This window comes from Rhodopirellula baltica SH 1, assembly GCF_000196115.1.
Taxonomy (GTDB): Bacteria; Planctomycetota; Planctomycetia; order Pirellulales; family Pirellulaceae; genus Rhodopirellula; species Rhodopirellula baltica.
Genome location: NC_005027.1, coordinates 5825170 through 5845219, shown reverse-complemented (window position 1 = coordinate 5845219; position 20050 = coordinate 5825170). Strand labels below are relative to the sequence as shown.

14 protein-coding genes are annotated in these 20050 nt (G+C 52.7%); 7 read left to right on the top strand and 7 right to left on the bottom strand.

The genetic code is table 11. The features are described 5' to 3' along the window. Positions 1-2 precede the first annotated feature (2 nt). The 4 genes from RB_RS22250 to RB_RS22235 all read left to right on the top strand — a co-directional run bounded on the left by RB_RS22250 (position 3) and on the right by RB_RS22235 (position 8051). The gene (locus RB_RS22250) at positions 3-536 is read left to right on the top strand and encodes a hypothetical protein (protein ID WP_164922359.1); all 534 of its coding nucleotides are present in this window, start codon (positions 3-5) and stop codon (positions 534-536) included. A gap of 190 nt (positions 537-726) precedes the next feature. Continuing rightward, the gene (locus tag RB_RS22245; protein ID WP_011122920.1) at positions 727-2589 is read left to right on the top strand and encodes a hypothetical protein; all 1863 of its coding nucleotides are present in this window, start codon (positions 727-729) and stop codon (positions 2587-2589) included. Positions 2590-2642: 53 nt separating this feature from the next. Further along, on the top strand, positions 2643-5672 hold the full coding sequence (locus RB_RS22240; RefSeq protein WP_231845885.1) for a hypothetical protein: 3030 nt from the start codon (positions 2643-2645) through the stop codon (positions 5670-5672). Positions 5673-7295: 1623 nt separating this feature from the next. Then, on the top strand, positions 7296-8051 hold the full coding sequence (locus RB_RS22235; protein WP_231845884.1) for a hypothetical protein: 756 nt from the start codon (positions 7296-7298) through the stop codon (positions 8049-8051). Positions 8052-9003: 952 nt separating this feature from the next. Here RB_RS22235 and RB_RS22230 read toward each other — a convergent pair. Then, entirely contained in the window at positions 9004-9207 is a 204-nt protein-coding gene (locus tag RB_RS22230; protein ID WP_164921256.1) for a hypothetical protein, read from the bottom strand. Between RB_RS22230 and RB_RS22225 the strand changes: the two genes are divergently transcribed. Next, complete coding sequence (locus RB_RS22225) at positions 9195-9437, top strand: hypothetical protein (protein WP_231845883.1); 243 nt, start codon at positions 9195-9197, stop codon at positions 9435-9437. The two genes, RB_RS22230 and RB_RS22225, sit on opposite strands and share 13 nt — an antisense overlap. A gap of 62 nt (positions 9438-9499) precedes the next feature. Here the strand turns inward: RB_RS22225 and RB_RS22220 are convergent, their stop codons facing one another. From RB_RS22220 to RB_RS22185, 6 genes are all read right to left on the bottom strand, one after another. Beyond that, the gene (locus tag RB_RS22220) at positions 9500-10387 is read right to left on the bottom strand and encodes a hypothetical protein (protein WP_231845882.1); all 888 of its coding nucleotides are present in this window, start codon (positions 10385-10387) and stop codon (positions 9500-9502) included. 52 nt (positions 10388-10439) lie between these two features. Continuing rightward, positions 10440-10997, bottom strand: a complete 558-nt coding sequence (locus RB_RS22215) for a trypsin-like peptidase domain-containing protein (protein WP_231845881.1) — start codon at positions 10995-10997, stop codon at positions 10440-10442. Between the two features lie 374 nt (positions 10998-11371). Continuing rightward, complete coding sequence (locus RB_RS22210; RefSeq protein ID WP_011122902.1) at positions 11372-12541, bottom strand: zinc-dependent alcohol dehydrogenase; 1170 nt, start codon at positions 12539-12541, stop codon at positions 11372-11374. A 631-nt stretch (positions 12542-13172) separates the two neighbouring features. Next, positions 13173-13559 (bottom strand): hypothetical protein, encoded by a 387-nt coding sequence (locus tag RB_RS22195; protein ID WP_164922997.1) that lies wholly within the window; start codon positions 13557-13559, stop codon positions 13173-13175. A gap of 55 nt (positions 13560-13614) precedes the next feature. Then, positions 13615-14445 (bottom strand): manganese catalase family protein, encoded by an 831-nt coding sequence (locus RB_RS22190; RefSeq protein ID WP_007325516.1) that lies wholly within the window; start codon positions 14443-14445, stop codon positions 13615-13617. A 145-nt stretch (positions 14446-14590) separates the two neighbouring features. Beyond that, on the bottom strand, positions 14591-17911 hold the full coding sequence (locus tag RB_RS22185) for a mechanosensitive ion channel domain-containing protein (protein WP_231845880.1): 3321 nt from the start codon (positions 17909-17911) through the stop codon (positions 14591-14593). Between the two features lie 281 nt (positions 17912-18192). Between RB_RS22185 and RB_RS22170 the strand changes: the two genes are divergently transcribed. Together RB_RS22170 and RB_RS22165 are read left to right on the top strand one after the other, a co-directional pair. Continuing rightward, positions 18193-19563 carry a PQQ-binding-like beta-propeller repeat protein gene (locus RB_RS22170; protein WP_007335012.1) on the top strand — a complete coding sequence of 457 codons (1371 nt, stop codon included), beginning with the start codon at positions 18193-18195 and terminating at the stop codon, positions 19561-19563. Positions 19564-19691: 128 nt separating this feature from the next. Further along, complete coding sequence (locus RB_RS22165; protein ID WP_007325512.1) at positions 19692-19949, top strand: hypothetical protein; 258 nt, start codon at positions 19692-19694, stop codon at positions 19947-19949. Positions 19950-20050: the final 101 nt, after the last annotated feature.

Genomic DNA, 20050 nt, shown 5'->3' with positions numbered 1-20050 from the left:
GGATGCAGTCTGTGTCCCTCAAGGGATCGACGGTGCGCGTCGAGGCGGGCAAGAAGCTTCCCTATGCGTTTGAAGTGCTGAGCTACTCCGACACTGAACCAGGCGAACAGTGCACCAGCCAATACCAAACAGACGTGCTCATCTACGACCAATTCGAGGATGAAACATGGATCCCAAGAGTCGTCATTGAATGCAAACAGAAAACCGTCACCACGCATGACGCGCTCACCTACAGCACCAAAGCGGCAACTCATAAGAACGTGCATCCCTACCTGCGGTACGGGATCCTGCTCGGCAAACGGAACCATTATCCATTGCCCGGACGTCTCATCCGCCACGGCCTGAATTTTGACTTCATGGCCTCCTGGGTCGACTACGAACCCACCAACGACGAATGGCAAGACCTGATGGGCGTCCTCGTTGAAGAAGTCAAAGCATCACGACTACTGCAAGGAATGCTGACCCAGAGTCGCTCCAAATCCCGCAAACACTTCTCGCTCATCCACCGCCCGCTGAACTTCAAGAAAATGTCATGAACCTGGGCAGCAAGCGGAACGGATCTCCTTTATCAAATACACTTCAGGACGAATTAGTCTCGCAGGCACATTGCGAAAAAGCGAAATCAGAAGCACCGACTAACCGAAGAGTCCCGCGTGCAATGCACGAAAAGATGCAAACGAAACGAAAGTATCAAATAAACTTCCAGGCGGCATCAGAGAGTTTAAATTGAGCAATACCGCAGAAGCGGGGCGATACTCACTCGCAGGATTCATTTTCCAACTGCTTGGCAATGGCGTTGAGATCATCGAGTTATCCAGCGAGTTCGATGATCCAAATTCTCCACGCGACGTGCTGTTGCTTGAGCGTTACGGCCAGGACAGTGCAACCGTGGACAGCTATGGTCAACTGAAGGTCCTGAACCAATACAAATTCACAAGCACCGGACGCTCAACTTCGAGAGCCTCTCTTCTCGATATCCTTGAAAAGATGTTGGTGAGTGCCAACGAGGCTGGTGGATCAGTAGATGAATGCGGTTTCACATTGACAACCAACATGACATGGGAGCACGCTGTTCAGGAACTTTGGGACATCCGATTGAACAATGAGCTGACGCACCACCAGAAGGCCCAGGCCATCGTGAAGAAGCTAAGAGCTTCAAAGCAAACTGGCGATCTTCCCAACGCCGAGTTGCTAGCAAAAATTTTCATCAAGCTTGATTACGATCCAACGAACGAGTCAAATCTTACTCAAAAACTGGAACGTGAAGCCGCTCGTTTCGGAGTTTTGCCACAGGAGCTAGAGACGCGAGTGAACGAACTACTCGGGCTTCTACTCCAAACGTCTGGCAGAAGCGGTAGACGCGAAGTATCAGCTGTAGATTGTTTCAAAGCTTTGACTGGCATTCCGTCGCCCTATCGCCTTCTTGATACAAGCTCTCGTCTTGTAAGAGAGAAAAACATCAATGAACGTCGAGAATTAGAAACCAGAGGGGCCTCGACAATGCCGCGTAGCGTAGTCGCGGACATTGTAAATGCAGTTTGCCAGTTCCCCATCGTATTGCTGACGGGAAAGGGTGGTCTGGGGAAATCGGTTGCCCTCTTTGATGCCGCCGCAGCTATCACTGAAGACAACGTGAACCCGCCAGGATTCTGCATTGTCGAGCATGCCTACGAGATTACCGAATCGAGACTGATCGAGAAAATTGCTGCATGGCGAAATCAACGCCTTACTGAAGACGGCTCATCGTTGGATCGTTCTTTGGCACGACTGAGTGTCGCGTACCCGAAGACTCCCAGGCTTGCAGTGTGCATTGATGGTGCAGATGAGCGAAACGGACTCGACGCACTTCCAGCCAATGCAAGCAACTTCATCCAGGCACTTGCATTGCGTTCTCTCAATGAGCGTTTGGATGGCGACTGGGATACAACTCTACTTGTAACTTGTCGGGAAAACGACGACTGGGAGGACATCTTCAATCATAAGCATTGCACAGAAGGCGAAACCAAACACACTTTCGATATAGAGACGTTCACCCCAATGGAAATGGCGGAACTCGCCGCTACCATCATAGATCCCGGCGTTCGTGAACTGATCGAGAATCGCATACAGTTCGACGTCGGTGGTGAATCCAGTGTGCTTGCCGAAAACCGCATTTCTGCCAACTCGACTCATCTGAAACTTCTATACCGCCCTGTACTATGGGGAATATTCACCGAATTACCTCTCGAAAAACAACGGCTCTTCTTGACCGGCGGTGAAGGGAGCTTGCAACTCATGTCGGAGCACTATTTCAATCGTTTTCGCTTAAAGTGCAACCGCAGAATTCCTGCTACTTTGCGACGTTATGACTTGCTCATAATACTTGTAAGTGCCGCAAGATCGTCACAGGAACCTCCATTGACGCCCCGCAAATACCGGGACCACTGGATAACACCCGCAACAGATTCTGGATGTTCGTTGCAAACTGCAGTCGCGTTATTCAATGAGGCTTGCTCCGCTGGCCTCATTCGCCAACGTTCTGTTTCGAGGGACTGGATTTGGGAGTACCCCTGGTTCTTGGAATACCTCCAAGAGAGAGAAGAAATATGACCTCGCCAAATACTCCAGGAAGAGCGGCAGATGAACAGTCTCGAATCTACGCGATGCTTCAAGATGCAACCACGATCGAATCAGTCGAGAAGGTCTTGCATGCAATTTCCGAAGCATCGGCAACCCTCGATTCTTCCAATCTATGGTTTCTTCGACGCAACGCCATCGACTTAATACGGGAGTTCAGCTCCCTAGATACAGACAGACTAGCTGAATTCGCACTAGCCCAGATCGTCCCGTTGTGTTCGCCTGCAAACGACGCTGGTGGTGGCGATTTCGACTTGCGCGAGATGGATAGTTTTCGAGCGAGGCAGTATCTGTATGATTGGCTGTATGGTTTCCCTGCAGAACTAATGATTCCGATCCGCAAGGGGGTCATGTCAGAACTAGAGAAACGCCTACGAACGAATCCACACCAAGAAATTCTGTGGATTATCTCTCGAATTGGATATCGAGAGAGCTCACTCGTTGATTTGCTATGGAACATTGCCGATCGAGAATCCCAGCACTCAGACGCTGCAGTCTCTACATTGATCTCGCTCGGTCCGAAAAAGTCAGACCGGGAGCGGATTCTGGAAATCGTGACACGAAAATTGGAGCAGGATCAGATTGATGATGTAGTAACCCTAGCAATACAAGAACTGGTCGGACCTGAATACATCGAGTTGGCAGAGTGGTTGCTAGAAATCGCCCTGGCTAATTCGGAGAACGAGCCCGACCGGGACCTATCACTCGCGATTAGCGTTGCAACTCGTGCTGTTGACCGATGTGATGCCAACACTCCAGCTAACGATCGCATCTGGAATCTCATTCGTGAAGAGCACAAAATAGTTACTCGTTCTGGCGAGTATGGTTACCGCTGTGCATCATCCCAAGTTGTCACGGACTATTTTGATTTCGTGCTTGAATGCAACGATGCCCCACAGGATACAACACGAAACTACATTCTTCTGAGTCGCCTGCGGGACTTGCTGAAGCCAATTCATCTTGAGAATTGGCGTTCATCAAGGACAGACACCTTGGTGCGAGTTCTTGAATCGCTTGCGCGACTTAACACGGAAAACACCGGAAACTTTCACACGATCAAACAGAGCCTTAAAAAGGAATCTCTCGACATCCTTGCAACGTTTGGACATCGCTGGTCAGACAACCTAATCCATGACGTCATTCTGGGCGAAACTAATGCTTTTGCCTCATCCGAGTCAGCAGCAACTCTTGCTTGCTTTCAGATCAATGCAGTTCCCGATACGATTCTTCAAGCAGTCAAAAGTGCCGAAAATATCGACCAGACGGGAGACCAGCACGTTTTCCGACAGAAGGGGATCGTCGATCTCGTTCGCAGCAGCAACAGTCGTTCGGCGTTTGAAGCAATTCTTCAATTTGGATTCTCCCATAACGGCTATGCGCTTTTGTCAACGGTTGCCGCAATTGTTGATCTTGCATTCTGTCGTATACGGGAGGGCGACGAGGATGTCATCGAAACACTTCTTCATGTTTCGAAAACAGCTGAAAAGGAATGCCAACGAGATGCTGCAATATCAGCATTTTGCTCCTTGGCAAAAAATGGCTTTGTACCTGCTCGATTTGTGTCTTCCCTTTGGTCATTTGCCAGTGATGGCGATCTCCAAAGCTTCTCTCGTGGAGATGCGTTGGAAGCGATCGGCGCGATTGATGTTCCTGAAACAGAACAATGGCGGGGGGGTGTTGTTGAAATCGCGAAAGCCGATGAACCTCGTCTGAGCTGGCAGGCCTGGGATTGCATTCTGAAACGAGGCTGGCTTTCACGCGATGTTGAACAATTGCTCCATCTCAGACTTGGCATTGAAGTTCAGGGTGAGAAACTGCGAATAAAAGACGCCACCGAGACTGAAGGATGGCAGGGCTATCTAATCGGAATGCTCTTCGCGTCGAATCAAATGGGATACGAGAAGTGCGTTGTCGATTGCCTAAACCAAGGCCAGCCTGAAACAGTTTATCAGCTTACAGCAGGTTTGAAGGCTGTCGGAAAAAACTGTCTACCTTCAATTGGAGAAGCCCTAGCCAGCCGACTTACCAAATACAACACAGACCGGACATCCGAATCCGGGCTATTCAAGCTGCTTTCCAACGTCGCACCAACAGCCCTGATTGGATTGGCAGCCAGTACTGAATGGCAAGACTGGTTGCCAGAGACAAAATACGCGTACAGCGAATCTGTTCGATCTTGCACACTACAAAACAACGGCCTGGAGGCTTCAAGCGTAGGGATCTTTTTTGAGCTCATGACGGACCCTGCTTACCAAGTACGTCGCTCCGCGTACCGCGCTTGCTCTGAAATTGCAGGTAATTTTCTATTTCAAACATGTTCACTTTGGAGCAGGATTGACGACATTGAGCTACGAAAGAGGGCTGCGGAAGCGGCAGCTTGGCTGCCGCTCCAATTTGATGACAGCACCATTCGTGAATTGGGATTCTCTGAAGACCCTGAGCCTGCGGTGCGCAAAGCATGGAAAGGCGTCCTCCTTGAAAGGCGGCAACGTGCGTGGCTGGACAGCTATCTAAGACTCGTTCTTGATCACTGTGGCGGTGACAACGATCAAATCGCTAGCCACTTTCGGTATGGCATGGCCGTGGCTCGGCTAGGAGACGACGATTCCATTCAGAAGCTCATTGACAAAGCCAAAGACAAGCAGCTTTCTGCAAACGGCCGACACTGGCTGCACAAGATCTTGAAAGAAACTAGAAAACAATGGAAAGAGACGACCTCGAAATGGCCGGAGCCGTGGGCTGACCAACGCGACTCAATCGAGATCGTTGATGGCGAGATCGGCCTCGGAGATTCAATACCTGTGCCTGCGCGAATCACGCTTTGGCGACAACAGAGCAAGAGCTTGCTTGGACTGTATGAATGGGGAGGCGTCGCTGAGGAATTGCCAGGTAGCATCAGCAGATCCAACGCGGCCTTCGACGACTACCAAATGACGCTCTTGCTTCCGGGCCGAAGTCCAACCGCGATCATTTTCAACTCCAGCAACTTTGAGAGCTCAGGCAAAACGCGATTGAAATTTTTCAGCAATGACCCATATCCGAGCGAGACGAAATAGTAGGCGACATCAGCTGTTTGCAAATCAATTTTTCAGACTCACTCGCGTTCATCCGGACAAATCATCAATCCTCGAAATGTTCATCCGATCGAAGTGACGCAAATACCATGATCTGAAGTTCCTTTTCGATTGAGCACTCGTCGAAAACAACGCAATCCGGCGTTTCCATCGCGTAGCTAATTTGCTTGATCCTCACCAACCAGTTTCGGTGCGTGCAGCCCAATTGGAAGATTTGGACATAGGTCAAGGATCATTTCGCGGCTTGTACTCCATGAGTCTCCGTCACGTGGATGGCGTGCAACGTGCGATGCCAGTGTTGTGATCTCCGACCAGAACTGTTCAATGAGATCTCCTGTAGCGGAAAGTAAGGGTAGTGTCACGAGTCCGGCATGAGCCTTGTCCGATGGGCTCAAAGGAAACCGTCCATCACAAATCTTCCGACTGAACTGCAGCTCAATCGAACCGTTTCGGAGCCTTCCTTGCGCTAATGCACCAGCTACACCAACAAAGGGCAACCACCTCGGATCAAGTCCATGCCAGATACACTGACCTGTGAACGCTAACTCCTCTCGTAGGTCGACCTCTCGGTAACTAATACGGCAATAGACCTCATCCGCCTCTCCGACGACTGCGAGCACTGCATGAGCAGACTCATGAGTCGCCGTGAAAACAGCGTCTCTCTTCAGTTGATCTTCCCTCTCGACCAGTGATCGAGGGCGCTGATTCTTTTTGAACTTGCGTTTCATTTTGTTCACTGACAGTTCTCAAATTGAAAGTGCTCACTGATCGCCTGGCAAAAGGGCCGGGTTGAACAAATACGGCCCTTCGATGAGCGAATGTTTCATACGAATCCAGATTCGGATCGCATTGTCGCGGGGTCTGCGGCATCCATTTCGAGCAGCTGCTTTTCAGCCAGCTTGCTTCGACCATCCATGACCGAACGCTCAAACTCAACAAGATAGTCTCACAAGGGGGAGGTATCCATTCTAGGCAACGGGATTCTTCGGCCCGCGGCGATCCGGGGTTTTCTCCTGTTCAATCGACTTCGTGTACCAAACCGTGCGCAAAGGCACGTCCTCCTTGCCAGCCCCACATGTCGATCCTGGATAGCGTCGCAATCAAAGCTGCCTTTTTTGCAACTAGGCTGGGCGCGCTAACTTTCTCTTACGTGCACAGTGATTTCCGAAGTCACGTGGGACGTATGCAGACCAAAGTCTCTTGAGAGATCGCAGTGGCAGGTGGTTCGAGTGCGTAATCCCACACAGGTGGCTTCACAATCGCAGGAAGATCAGCCGGCGACTCTCTTACCGAGCTTGGACTTCAGCCTGAACGAGCAGAATCCTGGGTGGGGAATTCCCCACTTACCTCGGTACAACGACCGTTGCATCCTGAGCTTTTGATCGATTCGATCGCTCCAACCCGCAAGCCCGCTACACCAGCGCTGCAAAACGAAGCCAGGAACCCCCATTCGGTACAACACGATCTCCCCAGACATCTTCGCGTTCTAAGCTTTGTTGAACCAGATCTACATTGCGACTCGAAGGGCACACGATGAAATCAACCGTCTTCACTGTCTTGGCTTGCACCGGCTCCATCGCTCTCGGTGTATGCGGAACGTACTTCTTGACCAGCGGCAAAGAAGCAGACTCTGATCCAATTGCGCCGGTAGCGTTCGTCAGCAACAAACAATCTCCGGAAGTCGCTCCAAACGTCATCATCGATGCTGTATCTGCCATCGACCCCACCCCAGATGAAATCACCGAAGCGCCTACAGCAACAACGCATGCACAGGTCGCACCTGCAGAGCCAATCCTAGACGTGGTTTCCTTCAACCAAAAAATCGCAAAACGCACTTCAAACTACATTTACCGGTCATGGCGTGTCGACGTCGAGAACCATCTTGACGCGAATGTGAAGGCCTATCTCGAGGTCGAGTGGCTGGACGCGGATGGGTTTCGTGTCAAATACGCGAATGAAGCCAGGACGTTGGCGCCAGGTGTCAACGCAATATCAGACATCGAAATTTTCGACCGTGAAGAGAACGACCGCGTGCATTCCTTTCGCGTCACAGAAGTCAATGGCCGGAAAGCGAGCGACATGGTGCTCGGCATCGCTGAATGCAGAGACAAGATCGGAAAAAGAACGAGAAGATACGTTCATCGAAGCTGGCGGGTCGATGTCGTCAACAACTCAAACAAGAGTGTCGATTGTTACGTGGAAGTTGAATGGCTTGATGCTGACGGCCATCGCATCGACTATTCCAACGAGAGTCGTAAGGTCACGCCGGGTGTCAATGTACTCACAGACACAAAGAGTCTTGATCGCGAAGAGAATGCGAGAGTCAGAGCCTTTCGGGTTGTCAAGCTAAACGAGCGGTAACGCGTCTGTCGAACTCGGGTTACGCCAATCCAATCGCCGACGGAACAACACCAGTCGACGTTCTTGCCACCGAAGCGCATACAGCGTTGCGAGGTTGGCGGCGTCGTTCGAGAAACTTCGAACTGCATAGGCGTCGAAGCCCTTCGCACTCATTAAAAGCCTTCACGAAAACGTTGCACCACCTGACCACCTGACGACCGGCCACACTCCCGTGTGGATGAAGAGAGCCTTCACTTTGGAAGCTCCTCTGAATGCTGGACTGAACGACCTGTCCACTTGTCAAAAACCCAATGTTTTACGGTCTCCCATGGCATCGAGAAGGAGCCTTCGTGCCGTCCAAACATGGAAAAACAGGCGAAGATCATCCCGCGTGTTTGCATCAACACCCGGGGGGCTGAGATGGTTTCGATGAAAACCATGAACAGCCAGGCGTGCAGGTGGGGAAATTCCCCACTCACAGAACGAAACATTGCGTCGCACCAATGTTTTAACCGCTCTCCGATCTCAAAAGCACGTTGCAAACTCCCACGAGACTAGCGACTTCACTCCGCCCCAAAGAGCCTCTCAATATCGGAGTCGACTCGCATCCATTCCTGGATCTGGGATCCATCGAGCCCCAAACACCCACCGGGTATTTACCCGCTAGCGAAATCGAAATACCCGAAACGTTCGCTATTTACTGCATCAAACTGCTCTTACTTGCACCCGGTAAATTTTGGCATAGAATCCTCTCAAGCCTTATAAGCAAAAGTGTGATTCGAGGCTACTTCGCGGGCTGCCTCCGAAGCCGAAGGTTGTGGGTTCGAGCCCCGCCGGGTGTACTACCCCATTTCTCCGCTTAGGGAGATGGCGTTATTTGCAGGTTTTCGCGATTCTGGCTTTCGCCAAAAACCGGCCAAAATTCTCTCTGACCGGTAAAGACCGCCAAAATGCTGCCAATGGCAGGCGGCCCTCACCCCTTGGGCAGAACAATCGACTTGTTGCGATTTCCACCCTCTGTCTCGTATCCATCCAACATGCCGACAAAGAAGTTGGCAATGCTCTTGCACTCGATGCTGTACTCTCGCTTCAGCGTCTCTTTAATGTGCTTGTAGCTGATGGTTGTGGCCTTTGGATTCGCAGTCTGGTACCCACGAACATTTAGTGGAAGCAGCAACTGCCCCGGAGATCAAAGAGGCCAATCAGTTGGCAAGGAAATTGAAGCGCTACTACGACAGCATCGTCAACCGAACCAAGCGAGATGACTACGAAACTCGAAGTGAACTCGAAGACGCGATGGATCCGATCGAAGATTGGGCTGACATACTCTCAGGAACAACCGCTTCACTGGCCCCGGGATTGATCGAATTCGCGAAGAAGCACGGCCTCAAGCCAGAGCCGAATTGAAGGCACGCCTGAGAACGAAACGACAATTTCTCTTGAAAGATGTTTCGACTGTTGCCAATCGTTCACTCGAATGGGTCCTTGTAACCGGTCGGCTTCTCGGGAAGCGTGATCTCTTTCTTTGTGTCAACGATCAACGGCCATTCTGATGGCTCAGCATTCAACTCGACGAACCGATACTTCAACTCATCCGCGGTGACCGATTCGATAACTATCAGCTGACTCTCTTCTGCATAGTTGAAGTTAGTTTCCGCCAACAATTTTCCTTGGAGGACCCAAACGCCCTCATCGCTGAAACTCATGAATTCTTTGGATGCATGGTTGATCTGCACGCCATGCAACGCGTTGGACCCCGACAGACTTTTCTTGTGCCAACCCCGGTATCCGTTACCTTGCTCATCCATATCGTCGGTATACCATGTTCCGACCAAATGTTCTGGCGAAATTGGTGGGGACTGAATAGCGTCTTCCAGCAATTTCTTCAAAGGCCCCGTAGCGCCTTCGACGACACTGGAAACATTGGATTTTGTTCGCAGAATCAACGGCAACTCGAGCTTCGCAAGTGCTACCCGGCGTAGGACCTTGTTTTTCAGATCAGTTTGTTCCGCAAGGAATTTGCCACCTGTTGCGGACGAATAGAACGCATGAATTTCCCCGAGCTCTACGTTGTCAAATTTTGCTAAATACTCATCTGCGACATAGGTTTCAACCTGCTTCCAATCGAAGCTGTTCTTGAATTCACCCTCACTGGACTCCAATCGCTTTCGCATCGCCTTGGGCAGAACAGACTCGATCACATTTTGAGTTGCCGCTTCGACGTCGCGTCGCCAACCATCGACGACGAGACTCGCAACACGCCCAGCAAGCTTCTCTCGCTTCGACACAACTGGTTCGTCGCCACTGCAGGCGGTGCCCAAAACCACAAGGAAGGCAACCAGCGTGAACCGAAACATGGGCAAAATTTTAAAAGGCGAGTGAATTGACTGACTCCGATGGTACACGAGATCATTCATCGGGCATGGCCTCGTCCAGTCCAGGCACAAATCGCGTGACAGGGTTGCCATATCCGCAAAGAGCACCTTCCACCTCCATCCCAGCCAGATTCACAGCCACAACATACCCGCTGTTATTGACGATTGGTGCACCGCTGGTTGCTCGCAAATCCAACTGCGCGTTCAAAAACTCCATTTCGAAATAGCCGTCGTCGTCGATTCCAAGGAATCGTCCCTGATGAAGAAACTGACCATCGGGCGCCCCGCCAATCACGTGCGCTGCCAACCATACCGGATCAACAGGCTGAAGAGCCTCCGTAGAAAACTCGATTGCGTCCAAAGCCGTTCCATCTGGAACAGCAAAGACGAGCACATCACCATTCGTCGAACTTTCAGGGAATGGAGCAGCACCTGCAAGTTGATATGGCATCGCTGGAAAACTTTGTTCCTGTTCGTCACCTGCAATTCGAAAAATCGAGACCGTTTCCACGACGTTCGAAATCTCTACCGCCGACACTTGCGACGACAATCCACCTGCCGGACCCAGCAAATGAATTGCAGTGACGATCACCTTGCGATCGGACTGCGGCAGCTTAGCTGAAAAGGCGGTTCCTGCTGTGACGTCGCCTCGAATGGTTTCGATTCGCTGTCTGAAAATGCAAGCAACTGCGTCCTCAACGTTCCCAGCTTGATCAATGACCACCGCCGGAGTTTGTGGTGTTTCAAGATCAGATGCTGATGGTGTACATCCGACGGCAAGCAACAACAAACTCTGACTACAGAGGAACGACAGCTCTTTCTTCATGAATACCCTGGCATTTAGACGCAACATATCGACCCAAAACATTCGTCATTGCTGATTATTGAAGGCACAATATTCGATGCGTCATTGATTTCACACCTCGGTGTCGGGTGAGCAGAGAACTTATTAAAATGCCTGCATCTTCATGGCTTCAAGACGACCTTGATGCAGCCGTCTTCTTTGTCTCGGAACTTCTTGTACGCTTCCGGGGCGTTGTCCAAGGGCTCGACGTGAGTGATCACGAACGATGGATCGATCTCGCCATCGGTGATCTTTTCCATCAACGGCGTGAGGTAGCGCTGCATGTGAGTCTGGCCCAAACGAATCTGCAGGGCTTTGTTCATCGCGGTTCCCCACTGCAAGTTCACGCTGCTGAAGTAGACACCAGGCACGGACACTCGGCCGCCTTTGCGACAGCATTTGAAGATCTCGTTCAGCACGTGCGGCCGATCCGATCCGAGATGCAACGCTGTCTTGGCATCGTCCAACACGGACTGCAAGTTTCCTGCTGCGTGATTCTCCGCACCGACCGCATCGATGCAGCAATCGGGTCCTCGTCCCTTTGTCCATTCCTGCAGAGTCTCGTACACATCCGATTTTTCGTAGTCGATGACTTCCGCCTTGGAAACCGACCGAGCCATTTCCAATCGTTCGGGCACATTGTCGATCGCGATGACTCGTTTAGCACCGAGCATCCATGCACTCTGGATCGCGAATTGCCCAACGGGACCACAGCCCCAAACCGCAACCGTGTCGTTGGGTGTGATCTCGCAGTTCTCGGCCGCCATGTAACCGGTCGGAAAAATATCCGATAAGAAAACGACCTGTTCATCCGGCAATCCATCGGGAACTTTGATCGGACCAACGTCTGCATACGGCACGCGAAGATATTCCGCCTGTCCACCCGCGTATCCACCAAGCATGTGTGTGTATCCAAACAAGCCGGCGGGCGAATGCCCCATGATCTTCTCCGCCTGTTCCGCATTGCGATTGGACTGATCGCACAATGAATACAACGTGCTTTGACAAAAGAAGCATTCGCCACAAGAAATCGTGAACGGAACCACGACTCGGTCGCCGACGCTTAAGTTGCTCACGGCATTTCCGACCTCGACGACTTCGCCCATCGGCTCATGCCCGATGATATCGCCGGCTTCCATCGCGGGAGCGGCACCGGCCATCAGATGCAAATCCGAACCGCAAATCCCGGAGGCCGTGATGCGAATGATCGCGTCGCGAGGGTCCAAAATCTTTGGGTCGTCAACGTTGTCTACGCGAATGTCATTTCGACCGTGCCAGCAAACCGCTTTCATCTATCCAGTTCCTTTTCGATGTGATTGCCCCGCCGAATCGAAAATGACATCAACGGAAGACCCGAGTGATAGCCAACAATCTGCAAACCTAGGCGAGAGTCCATGAACATGTTGTGAGTCGCCAGACGCTTGACTGACTTAGGACCACGTGAACAACAAGCGACGTAGCGGAAGGGCGCGAGCCCTCCGGAACCTCACCGGGCGGCTTGCGCCACACCGCTAACATCGTATTTTTTGTTCACGCTTTGCTTAGCAACTCCCGCGCCGATGATTCGAATCAGCAGCGATCAACGTTGCCATAATGCAAAACGCCTAGCGGGCTGTTGATTTAATGAGCCGTACCGCGTTAGCGGCGGTTAGTCAGACGCCAACCGGGACTAACGCCCATCGGCTAATTGTTGTCACTCGGTATACGACTAAATCAACATGCTGCTAAGCAGTTCGGCAGGAGTCTTTCAGCATCTGATTTAAGGAGTAGCGTCGTTGCTCCCACGTAGAACCGGGGCTAACGCCCAAACGGCTCACTTCGTCGCACCCGATCATTCCTGTCGACCTTCGTAAGAAAAAGCCCGCCACGACCGAGAACAATCGTGGCGGGCGAGCGAGTTGACGAGGCAATAGCGTGTTCGAATCAGGCCGACACACCCACATGCAAGAGGCTCAGGTTCACGTCACTTCGAGGTTGCCCCAAAAAATGAATCGTGATCTCTGCGCCAGGTTGACCGTCTCGGACGACCGGTGCGGCGTACACCGATGTGATCGCCGGGTTCTTCGCATCCTGGGAGGTCAGCGTGCAGAACACATGTCCAGAACGAACGCGGGTCGGCACGAATTCCCGCAACTGATTCACCGCTTTCGTTTCAGACGTTTTCTGCGGTGAAAGCGTCAATTCCGAACAGAACACATCGGTTACCGAAGCACTTCCGTCAGAAGCTTGCACCGGACGGTTTGCAAGGATGCCAGCGAGGCCGCCGACGCCTCCGGTGAGCAATGTGCCAACCGCTTCACGTCGTTTCATACTACTTTTCATGATGTCTCCTTCAATTCAGTCGACCAAGGGTGGAAGCACATTCTCATTTCTTCATTTGACCTTTTTGGGCCGCGGTCTTCGGAGAAGCCGCTCCCAACTGTGGCTTGTCACCCAGTGGTCGCATTCTGACCACGGAGTTGGAACCTTTTCCGTCAAACGATTTGCCCTTGGTCCATTCACCCCGCGGGGTTTCGAAGTCATCACCAATGCCAAAGGACATGAACGCGTACGCGTAGTCACTGTTCTCGTTTTCTTGCGGGAACGAGTTCGGGATCGGATGATTTTCGGGACCGCCCAACTCTTCCCAAGCCGCGAGCCATTGATTTTGGTGCATGGTGTCGCGAGCGATCATGTAGCTCAACATGTCTTTCATGCCGGGATCGTCAGTCATTTTCCATAGCTGGACCGCGAGCATGCGTCCCGTGGATTCAGCAGTCGCGTTGGCCAGCATGTCCGCGGCAACGTTTCCGCTGGCATACACATGACTGCAATTGAACGGCACACCTTCGCTGTCGACCGGCATCGCGGCCATGCAGGTACCGATCGCATGTTGGATGTTCATGCCGCCCATTGCCGCCATCACCACCGGGTCTTTCGCCGCTTCTTCTTGTTCCAGCGGTGCACCTTCCAGGTTCAATGCAACAGCGGTTGCCAACATTTCAATGTGCGCCATTTCTTCCGTCCCCGTTTCGAGCAACATGTCTCGATACTTTGCCGGACCACGTGCGCCCCAAGCTTGAAATAGATATTGCAAGCAAACGCGAACTTCGCCCTGGACACCGCCAATGGCTTGCTGAAGAGCTTTGGCAAAGAGTGGACTTGGTTTCTCAACGCGAACGGGATACTGAAGCTTGCCACCATCGTGATAGAACATTTATGACCTTTCGATTTCGAAGTGGGAAGAAAAGTTTCTCCAATTAGCGCATCGACCTAAGCAAGTCATGCGCCATCTCACTTCGTTACCGATCACATCATTGATGTTCCGGACTGAGCCAATCCCGCCAGGCTCATGTCACTTGTTACGCCCGCCGTTTGCGTTTGCGGATCGCGTCGGAAATTCGAGGTCGACCAAAGTCGTCGTCGAAGAAGTCTTCCGAATCGTCTTGCTTGGTCAACACATCTCGCATCTCCGGTTGAGATGGTTGGTTTTGCGCCAGCAAGTTTCGTTCGAGCAAATGGCGTCGAACGAGCTTCAACAACTGGTCACGATAGCGTTCAGCGTTCTGCCCCTGTTCGATCCAAGCACGCACTTCAATCCGTTGGGATCGCTGGCCGACGCAGACCAACGTTGCCTGGGGCGCCGGAGTCAGCAGCACGTCCGGCTGCTCGATCATCAATTCCTGCAACGTCCGGCACAGGTCCGCTGGCCGCTCGTCTCGCGTGACGGCAACCTCCATGGGAATCACGCACAGACGTCCCGCCCCCATCCAGTTGACCACGTCGTCGCTGACGAAATTCTTGTTGGGAATGATCACTTCTCGACCATCATCGTCGGACAACACCGTCGTTCGCAGACGCTGCGCCGCGACGCGTCCAGTGAAGTTCCCGACTGTAATCAGGTCACCCAATCTGGCGGGCTTTTCAAACAACACAATGAACCCGCCAAACAGGTTTCGGACCATGTCTTGCAAACCAAAGCCCAAGCCGATCATCAATCCAACCGCCAACCACTGGATCGTGTGCCAGCGAACTCCGATCCATTTGCAGGCGATGAAACATCCAACACTGAACAGCAGGAATCTTCCCAGCACCAACGTGAAATGTTCCATGCCTTCGTCGAACGAAACCCGTTGCAACACGAGTGCATCGAACAGGGCAGGCAACAGCTTTGCCAGCTGAAAGGCGACGAAAAGTGTTCCCGCAGCAAGCAACAGATTCATCGCGGTAACAGGCGTCGTTTCGACCACGGACTGCATAATAGTTTGTCCGGTCGTGTTGACGCTTGCCTGCTGAACAGTGTCCTCGACCGTCCATAGAACCGGGTTACCCATCCGCACATTTGGAAACACATCGATCCAAAGCCATCCAAAGCAAACGATTGCCCCCAAGGCCAATGCACACTGACACAGAAACGCGAGGTGGTGTTTGAGCTCTAGAAAGTGTTCGCCGAGTGCACCAGCGACGCGTCCCGTTTCAAGTTCCTCACTGTCACCTGGCTCTTGAGTGGATCCACGCGTCCCGGTCAGCAGATGCCAAAGTTCGGCGGACACATACTTCACACCGGCCCAAAGAATCGACGCAGACATCAAGGTTGCGGCCGTGAAGATGATCCGCTGAATGATCTCGTGCGTCGTGACGCTGTACCCAAGTGCAGACAAACCAATCAAAAACAACGGCAAACCGATGCCAGCGAAATACATCAGGAATCGACCGCGATGGATGACGCTACCGCAATACTTTTCAATCAACGGTTCCAGAAAACCCCCGACCGGTCGCAACGCCAAATGCATCGTCCATCCAACCAGCAACATCGCCAGAATGAATCCCACTCGAGCGACGGAACCACGCCACATCCCGTGATCGATTTGGCTCATCAATGTGATGGTGTACGCAGCGATGACCAATCCCATCCCAATGATGGTCAGGTACTTCATCGCTCGTGGGCGACGCGACAACTCGATGTCGACATGCTGATCCAAGTACCCGTCCGCCCGCAGCCATTGCCGTGGGACTTCGATCAACCACGCTACCAAACTGCCTGCACAAAAGGCACTCGCAGCATGCAATGTTGCTTCGGACACCACACCGGTTCCCAACCATCGACCAATCCAGAACAGGACCGCGGGAATCCCAGCGGCGACCAAAACCGTGAGCACACCGGCGTAAAGCTTCCGCTTATTCGGCGATGCCTTCCGCATTCTCCTACGGCTTCCGATGGCGACCAACCAAGACTTCGCGATCCAACGAAGCACCAATATCAAGACGATTCCGACGAGCAAACCAATCGCACCCACTGGATTGGCAGAGATTTTCCGCTCAAAGGTCGGGCCAAAGTCGGCACTTCGATTGGAGTCAAACAAGGCCGCCATGCCGCCTTTCAGATTGCGAGCGTCACGCAGTCCGATTGGCTCATCACTGCGAATCCACATGACATGCCGATCGATCAGCATTCGGTAGTCGGTTGCCAATGACTGCGATGCGGTCGCGATAGAATCCAATTCACTGATCTTTTGCTGCTGATCCTGATAACCGACCTGCAGCGAGCGAATCCACGCAGCTCGTTGACGCAGCAATTCCTCCACTTGCAAACGCAGCGGATCGCCATAGCGGTTTGCGTCGTAACCAACATCACCAAGAACTTGCGCCGCTTGCTGCTCCGGATCCGAACCATCCAACCGGATCAGGTCGAGTTCCAATTGTTTTTGTCTCGCCTTCCCAAGTGCTTCGCTGGCCAAAGCCGTCTGGCTGTTTTCAATTTGCCACTGATCCAGCTGATCCTTTTTGTGGCGAAGCAACAAACCAATGGTCGGTGTCAAACCGTGGCGAGTGAGCTTTTGATGGACGTCTTCGTAGTCCGAACGCGTCGCATCGAGTTGATCCTTGGCATCGTAAAGGCGAGTCGCTAGTTGGTTGTAACTCGTTGCAAGTTCGATCCATTGCTGAACCAAATCCACGTTTTGATTTGCGATGTCCGCCGCAATGGGATCTGATGTTTGAGCGAGCGAGCGGAATCGCATTTCGGATTGCTGAGCGGCTCGCACATGCATGTCGGCGTAGGGCGATTGTCGCCACTCGTCGGACTCTCCGCGTTGGCGTGGCAGCAACGGATAGCTCACCGTTTTTGCTTCCGTGGCATCTGCGCCATCCCACTCCGACGTGGTGCGGGCCCAATCTGAATCGGTGCGGGACCATCCCGACGCTGTGCGGGCTTGTCGGTTGAGATTCAGAGGCGATGCTTCAGACGACGCTGTGTACCTTTTTTCGACGGGCCGAGTTTGCAGCTGCGAATCGCCCAACCGCGACGACCGCGAATCAGCGAACGAACTGGACGGATTGCCGGAAGTGAACGCGTTGTTGGAGGTGAACTCGGGAGGCGACAAACGTCCTCGCGTCGAAGTTTCGGAGTGTCCGTGTTCGGTGTAACCCGGGCTCGCGCTGACTGATTCGGTTTGGGTTGCCCAACCAGGACTCGACGAAATGACAGTCGAAGACGTGACGTTTGATGAAGTGAAGGGAGGCGGCTTGGGAGTCGTCCAAACAATCTCTTGCGCGTCTGCGATGCTGATGGTGAGCCACACCAATATGCAGCAGATAAACCACAGCAAAACGGTCCACCGCCTGCCGATGGAGCGATCGATATCAATTGCCGATGCCGTGGCATGAGCCAGCGAAATTCGCATTTGCGAATGAGTGGAACGAGACGTCGATCTCAGTGGGTGGCTCATCGGGACCACTGCGTGCAATCAGTATGGCGGCGAAACCGCCGGAAAGATTTGGCCGTCGGCGGAGAACGGACACCGTTTCAATACGGAAATTTGAGTTTGATCGCCACAGCGATCGTGTTTCACGCCGCGGAGAGCGACAAAACAGCGAACCCAGGCAAAATACAGCAACTCGTAACGTCCTCGCGGACGCATTAGACTTCCACGTTCCGTACTCTTTTTCCGATCAGGAACTTCCGATGGCTATCCGACGTTTGATTCGAAGTGCTCTATTCTCGTCAGGCATTTGTGGCCGGTCGGCAAAACGATTGTTGTTGCTCGGAACTTTGCTGATTTTTGGCGGCAACGCGATCGCAGAGGATTGGCCTCAATGGCGAGGCACTGATCGCGATGGCAATTGGACCGAGACCGGGATCGTAACTGAGCTGCCTGAAGGCCAACTTCCGCTGAAATGGTCGGTAGCAATCGGTTCAGGCTACAGCGGACCGACCGTGGCTGACGGACGCGTCTATGTCACCGACCGTCAATCGGAGCCCAATGAAATCGAACGTGTGCTGTGCTTCGCAGAATCAGATGGCAGTCTGATCTGGGAACAGTCTTATCCAGCCGCTTACGAAATCGGCTATCGAGCCGGTCCGCGTGCCAGCGTCACTGTTCATGAAGGAAAGGCATTGGCGGTGGGTTCAATGGGACATTTTCATTGTCTCGATGCTGCCAATGGAAACATTCTTTGGAAACACGATCTGCATCAGGAATACGATATCGACATGCCAGCTTGGGGCATCACTGGTGCTCCTCTTGTAGTTGTCGGCGACACCGATCAGCCCATTGTGATCCAGATCGTCGGGGGTTCGGACGGGGCGTGCGTGGTTGGATTTGATTTGGCAACCGGCAAAGAAGTATGGCGTTCGCTTGATGAACGTGCCTGCTATTCCGCTCCGATCCTGATTCAACAAGGCGGCAAAGATGTCGTCGTCTGCTGGACGGGAGACAGCATCAGCGGATTGTCTCCTTCGACCGGCGATGTGTTCTGGAGCATCCCGTTCCCTCCGTCTCGTATGCCGATTGGAGTCGCCACACCCGTCGTCAATGACAACCTTTTGTTTGTGACTTCGTTCTACGATGGTTCGATGATGGTCGAGTTGTCCGCGACCGAACCAACCGCGAAGAAAAAGTGGCATCGAGTCGGTGTCGACGAAAAGAACACACGTGCTTTGCAATCAATCATCAGCACACCGGTCATGCGTGACGGATACGTCTACGGTGTCGACAGCTATGGCGAACTGCGGTGCCTCGATGCAGAGACCGGCGAACGGGTATGGGAAGACACCACCGCGGTTCCGCGAAATCGCTGGGGCACGATCCACACTGTGGTCCATCAACAAGCGGGATCGCAAACGGATTGGATGTTCAACGATCAAGGTCAACTAACGATCGCACATTTGACGCCAGAAGGATATCAACCGCTCAGCCAAACACATTTGCTTGACACAACCACTGTTCAACTGCCACGCCGCAACGGTGTCACCTGGTCTCATCCCGCATACGCTAACCGCTGTATCTTTGCCAGAAATGACAAGCAATTGGTGTGCGCATCTTTGGAGGAATGAACGCCGAATAAGAGTCGGCATTGCCCGGTCCACTTGTGTTCCAACGCGATTGGGATAGGGTTGCCTTCGTAGGGGGGATCACTCATTTTGTCGGGATTCGCCCAGTCCATTTTTCTAGGATCAAATTGATGTTCACGAAGCTCACCCAATTGTTGCTCGCCCTCGCGTTTGTTGCTGTTTTGAGCGGATGCGAAAAAGGCTCGGACACCGCTGCCGGAATCGCTGACCAAGCCAAAGCGGGCGTCGATTCCGCTGCTGGTTCCGCGAAAGACGCGACCACAGACATGGTTCCTGAAGCTGCCAAAGAAACCGTTGATGGTGCCATCGACCAAGGTGGCGAGAAAGCCAAAGAAGGCATCGATGCAGCTGCCGGCACCGCCGAGTAGTCAAATGGACTCGCGATAAGTCCGATCGAACCGCAGTTCATCACGGAGCCAGACTTGCCAGCGATTTCAATTCGCTGCGGGTGGGCTCCGTTTTTTCGTGA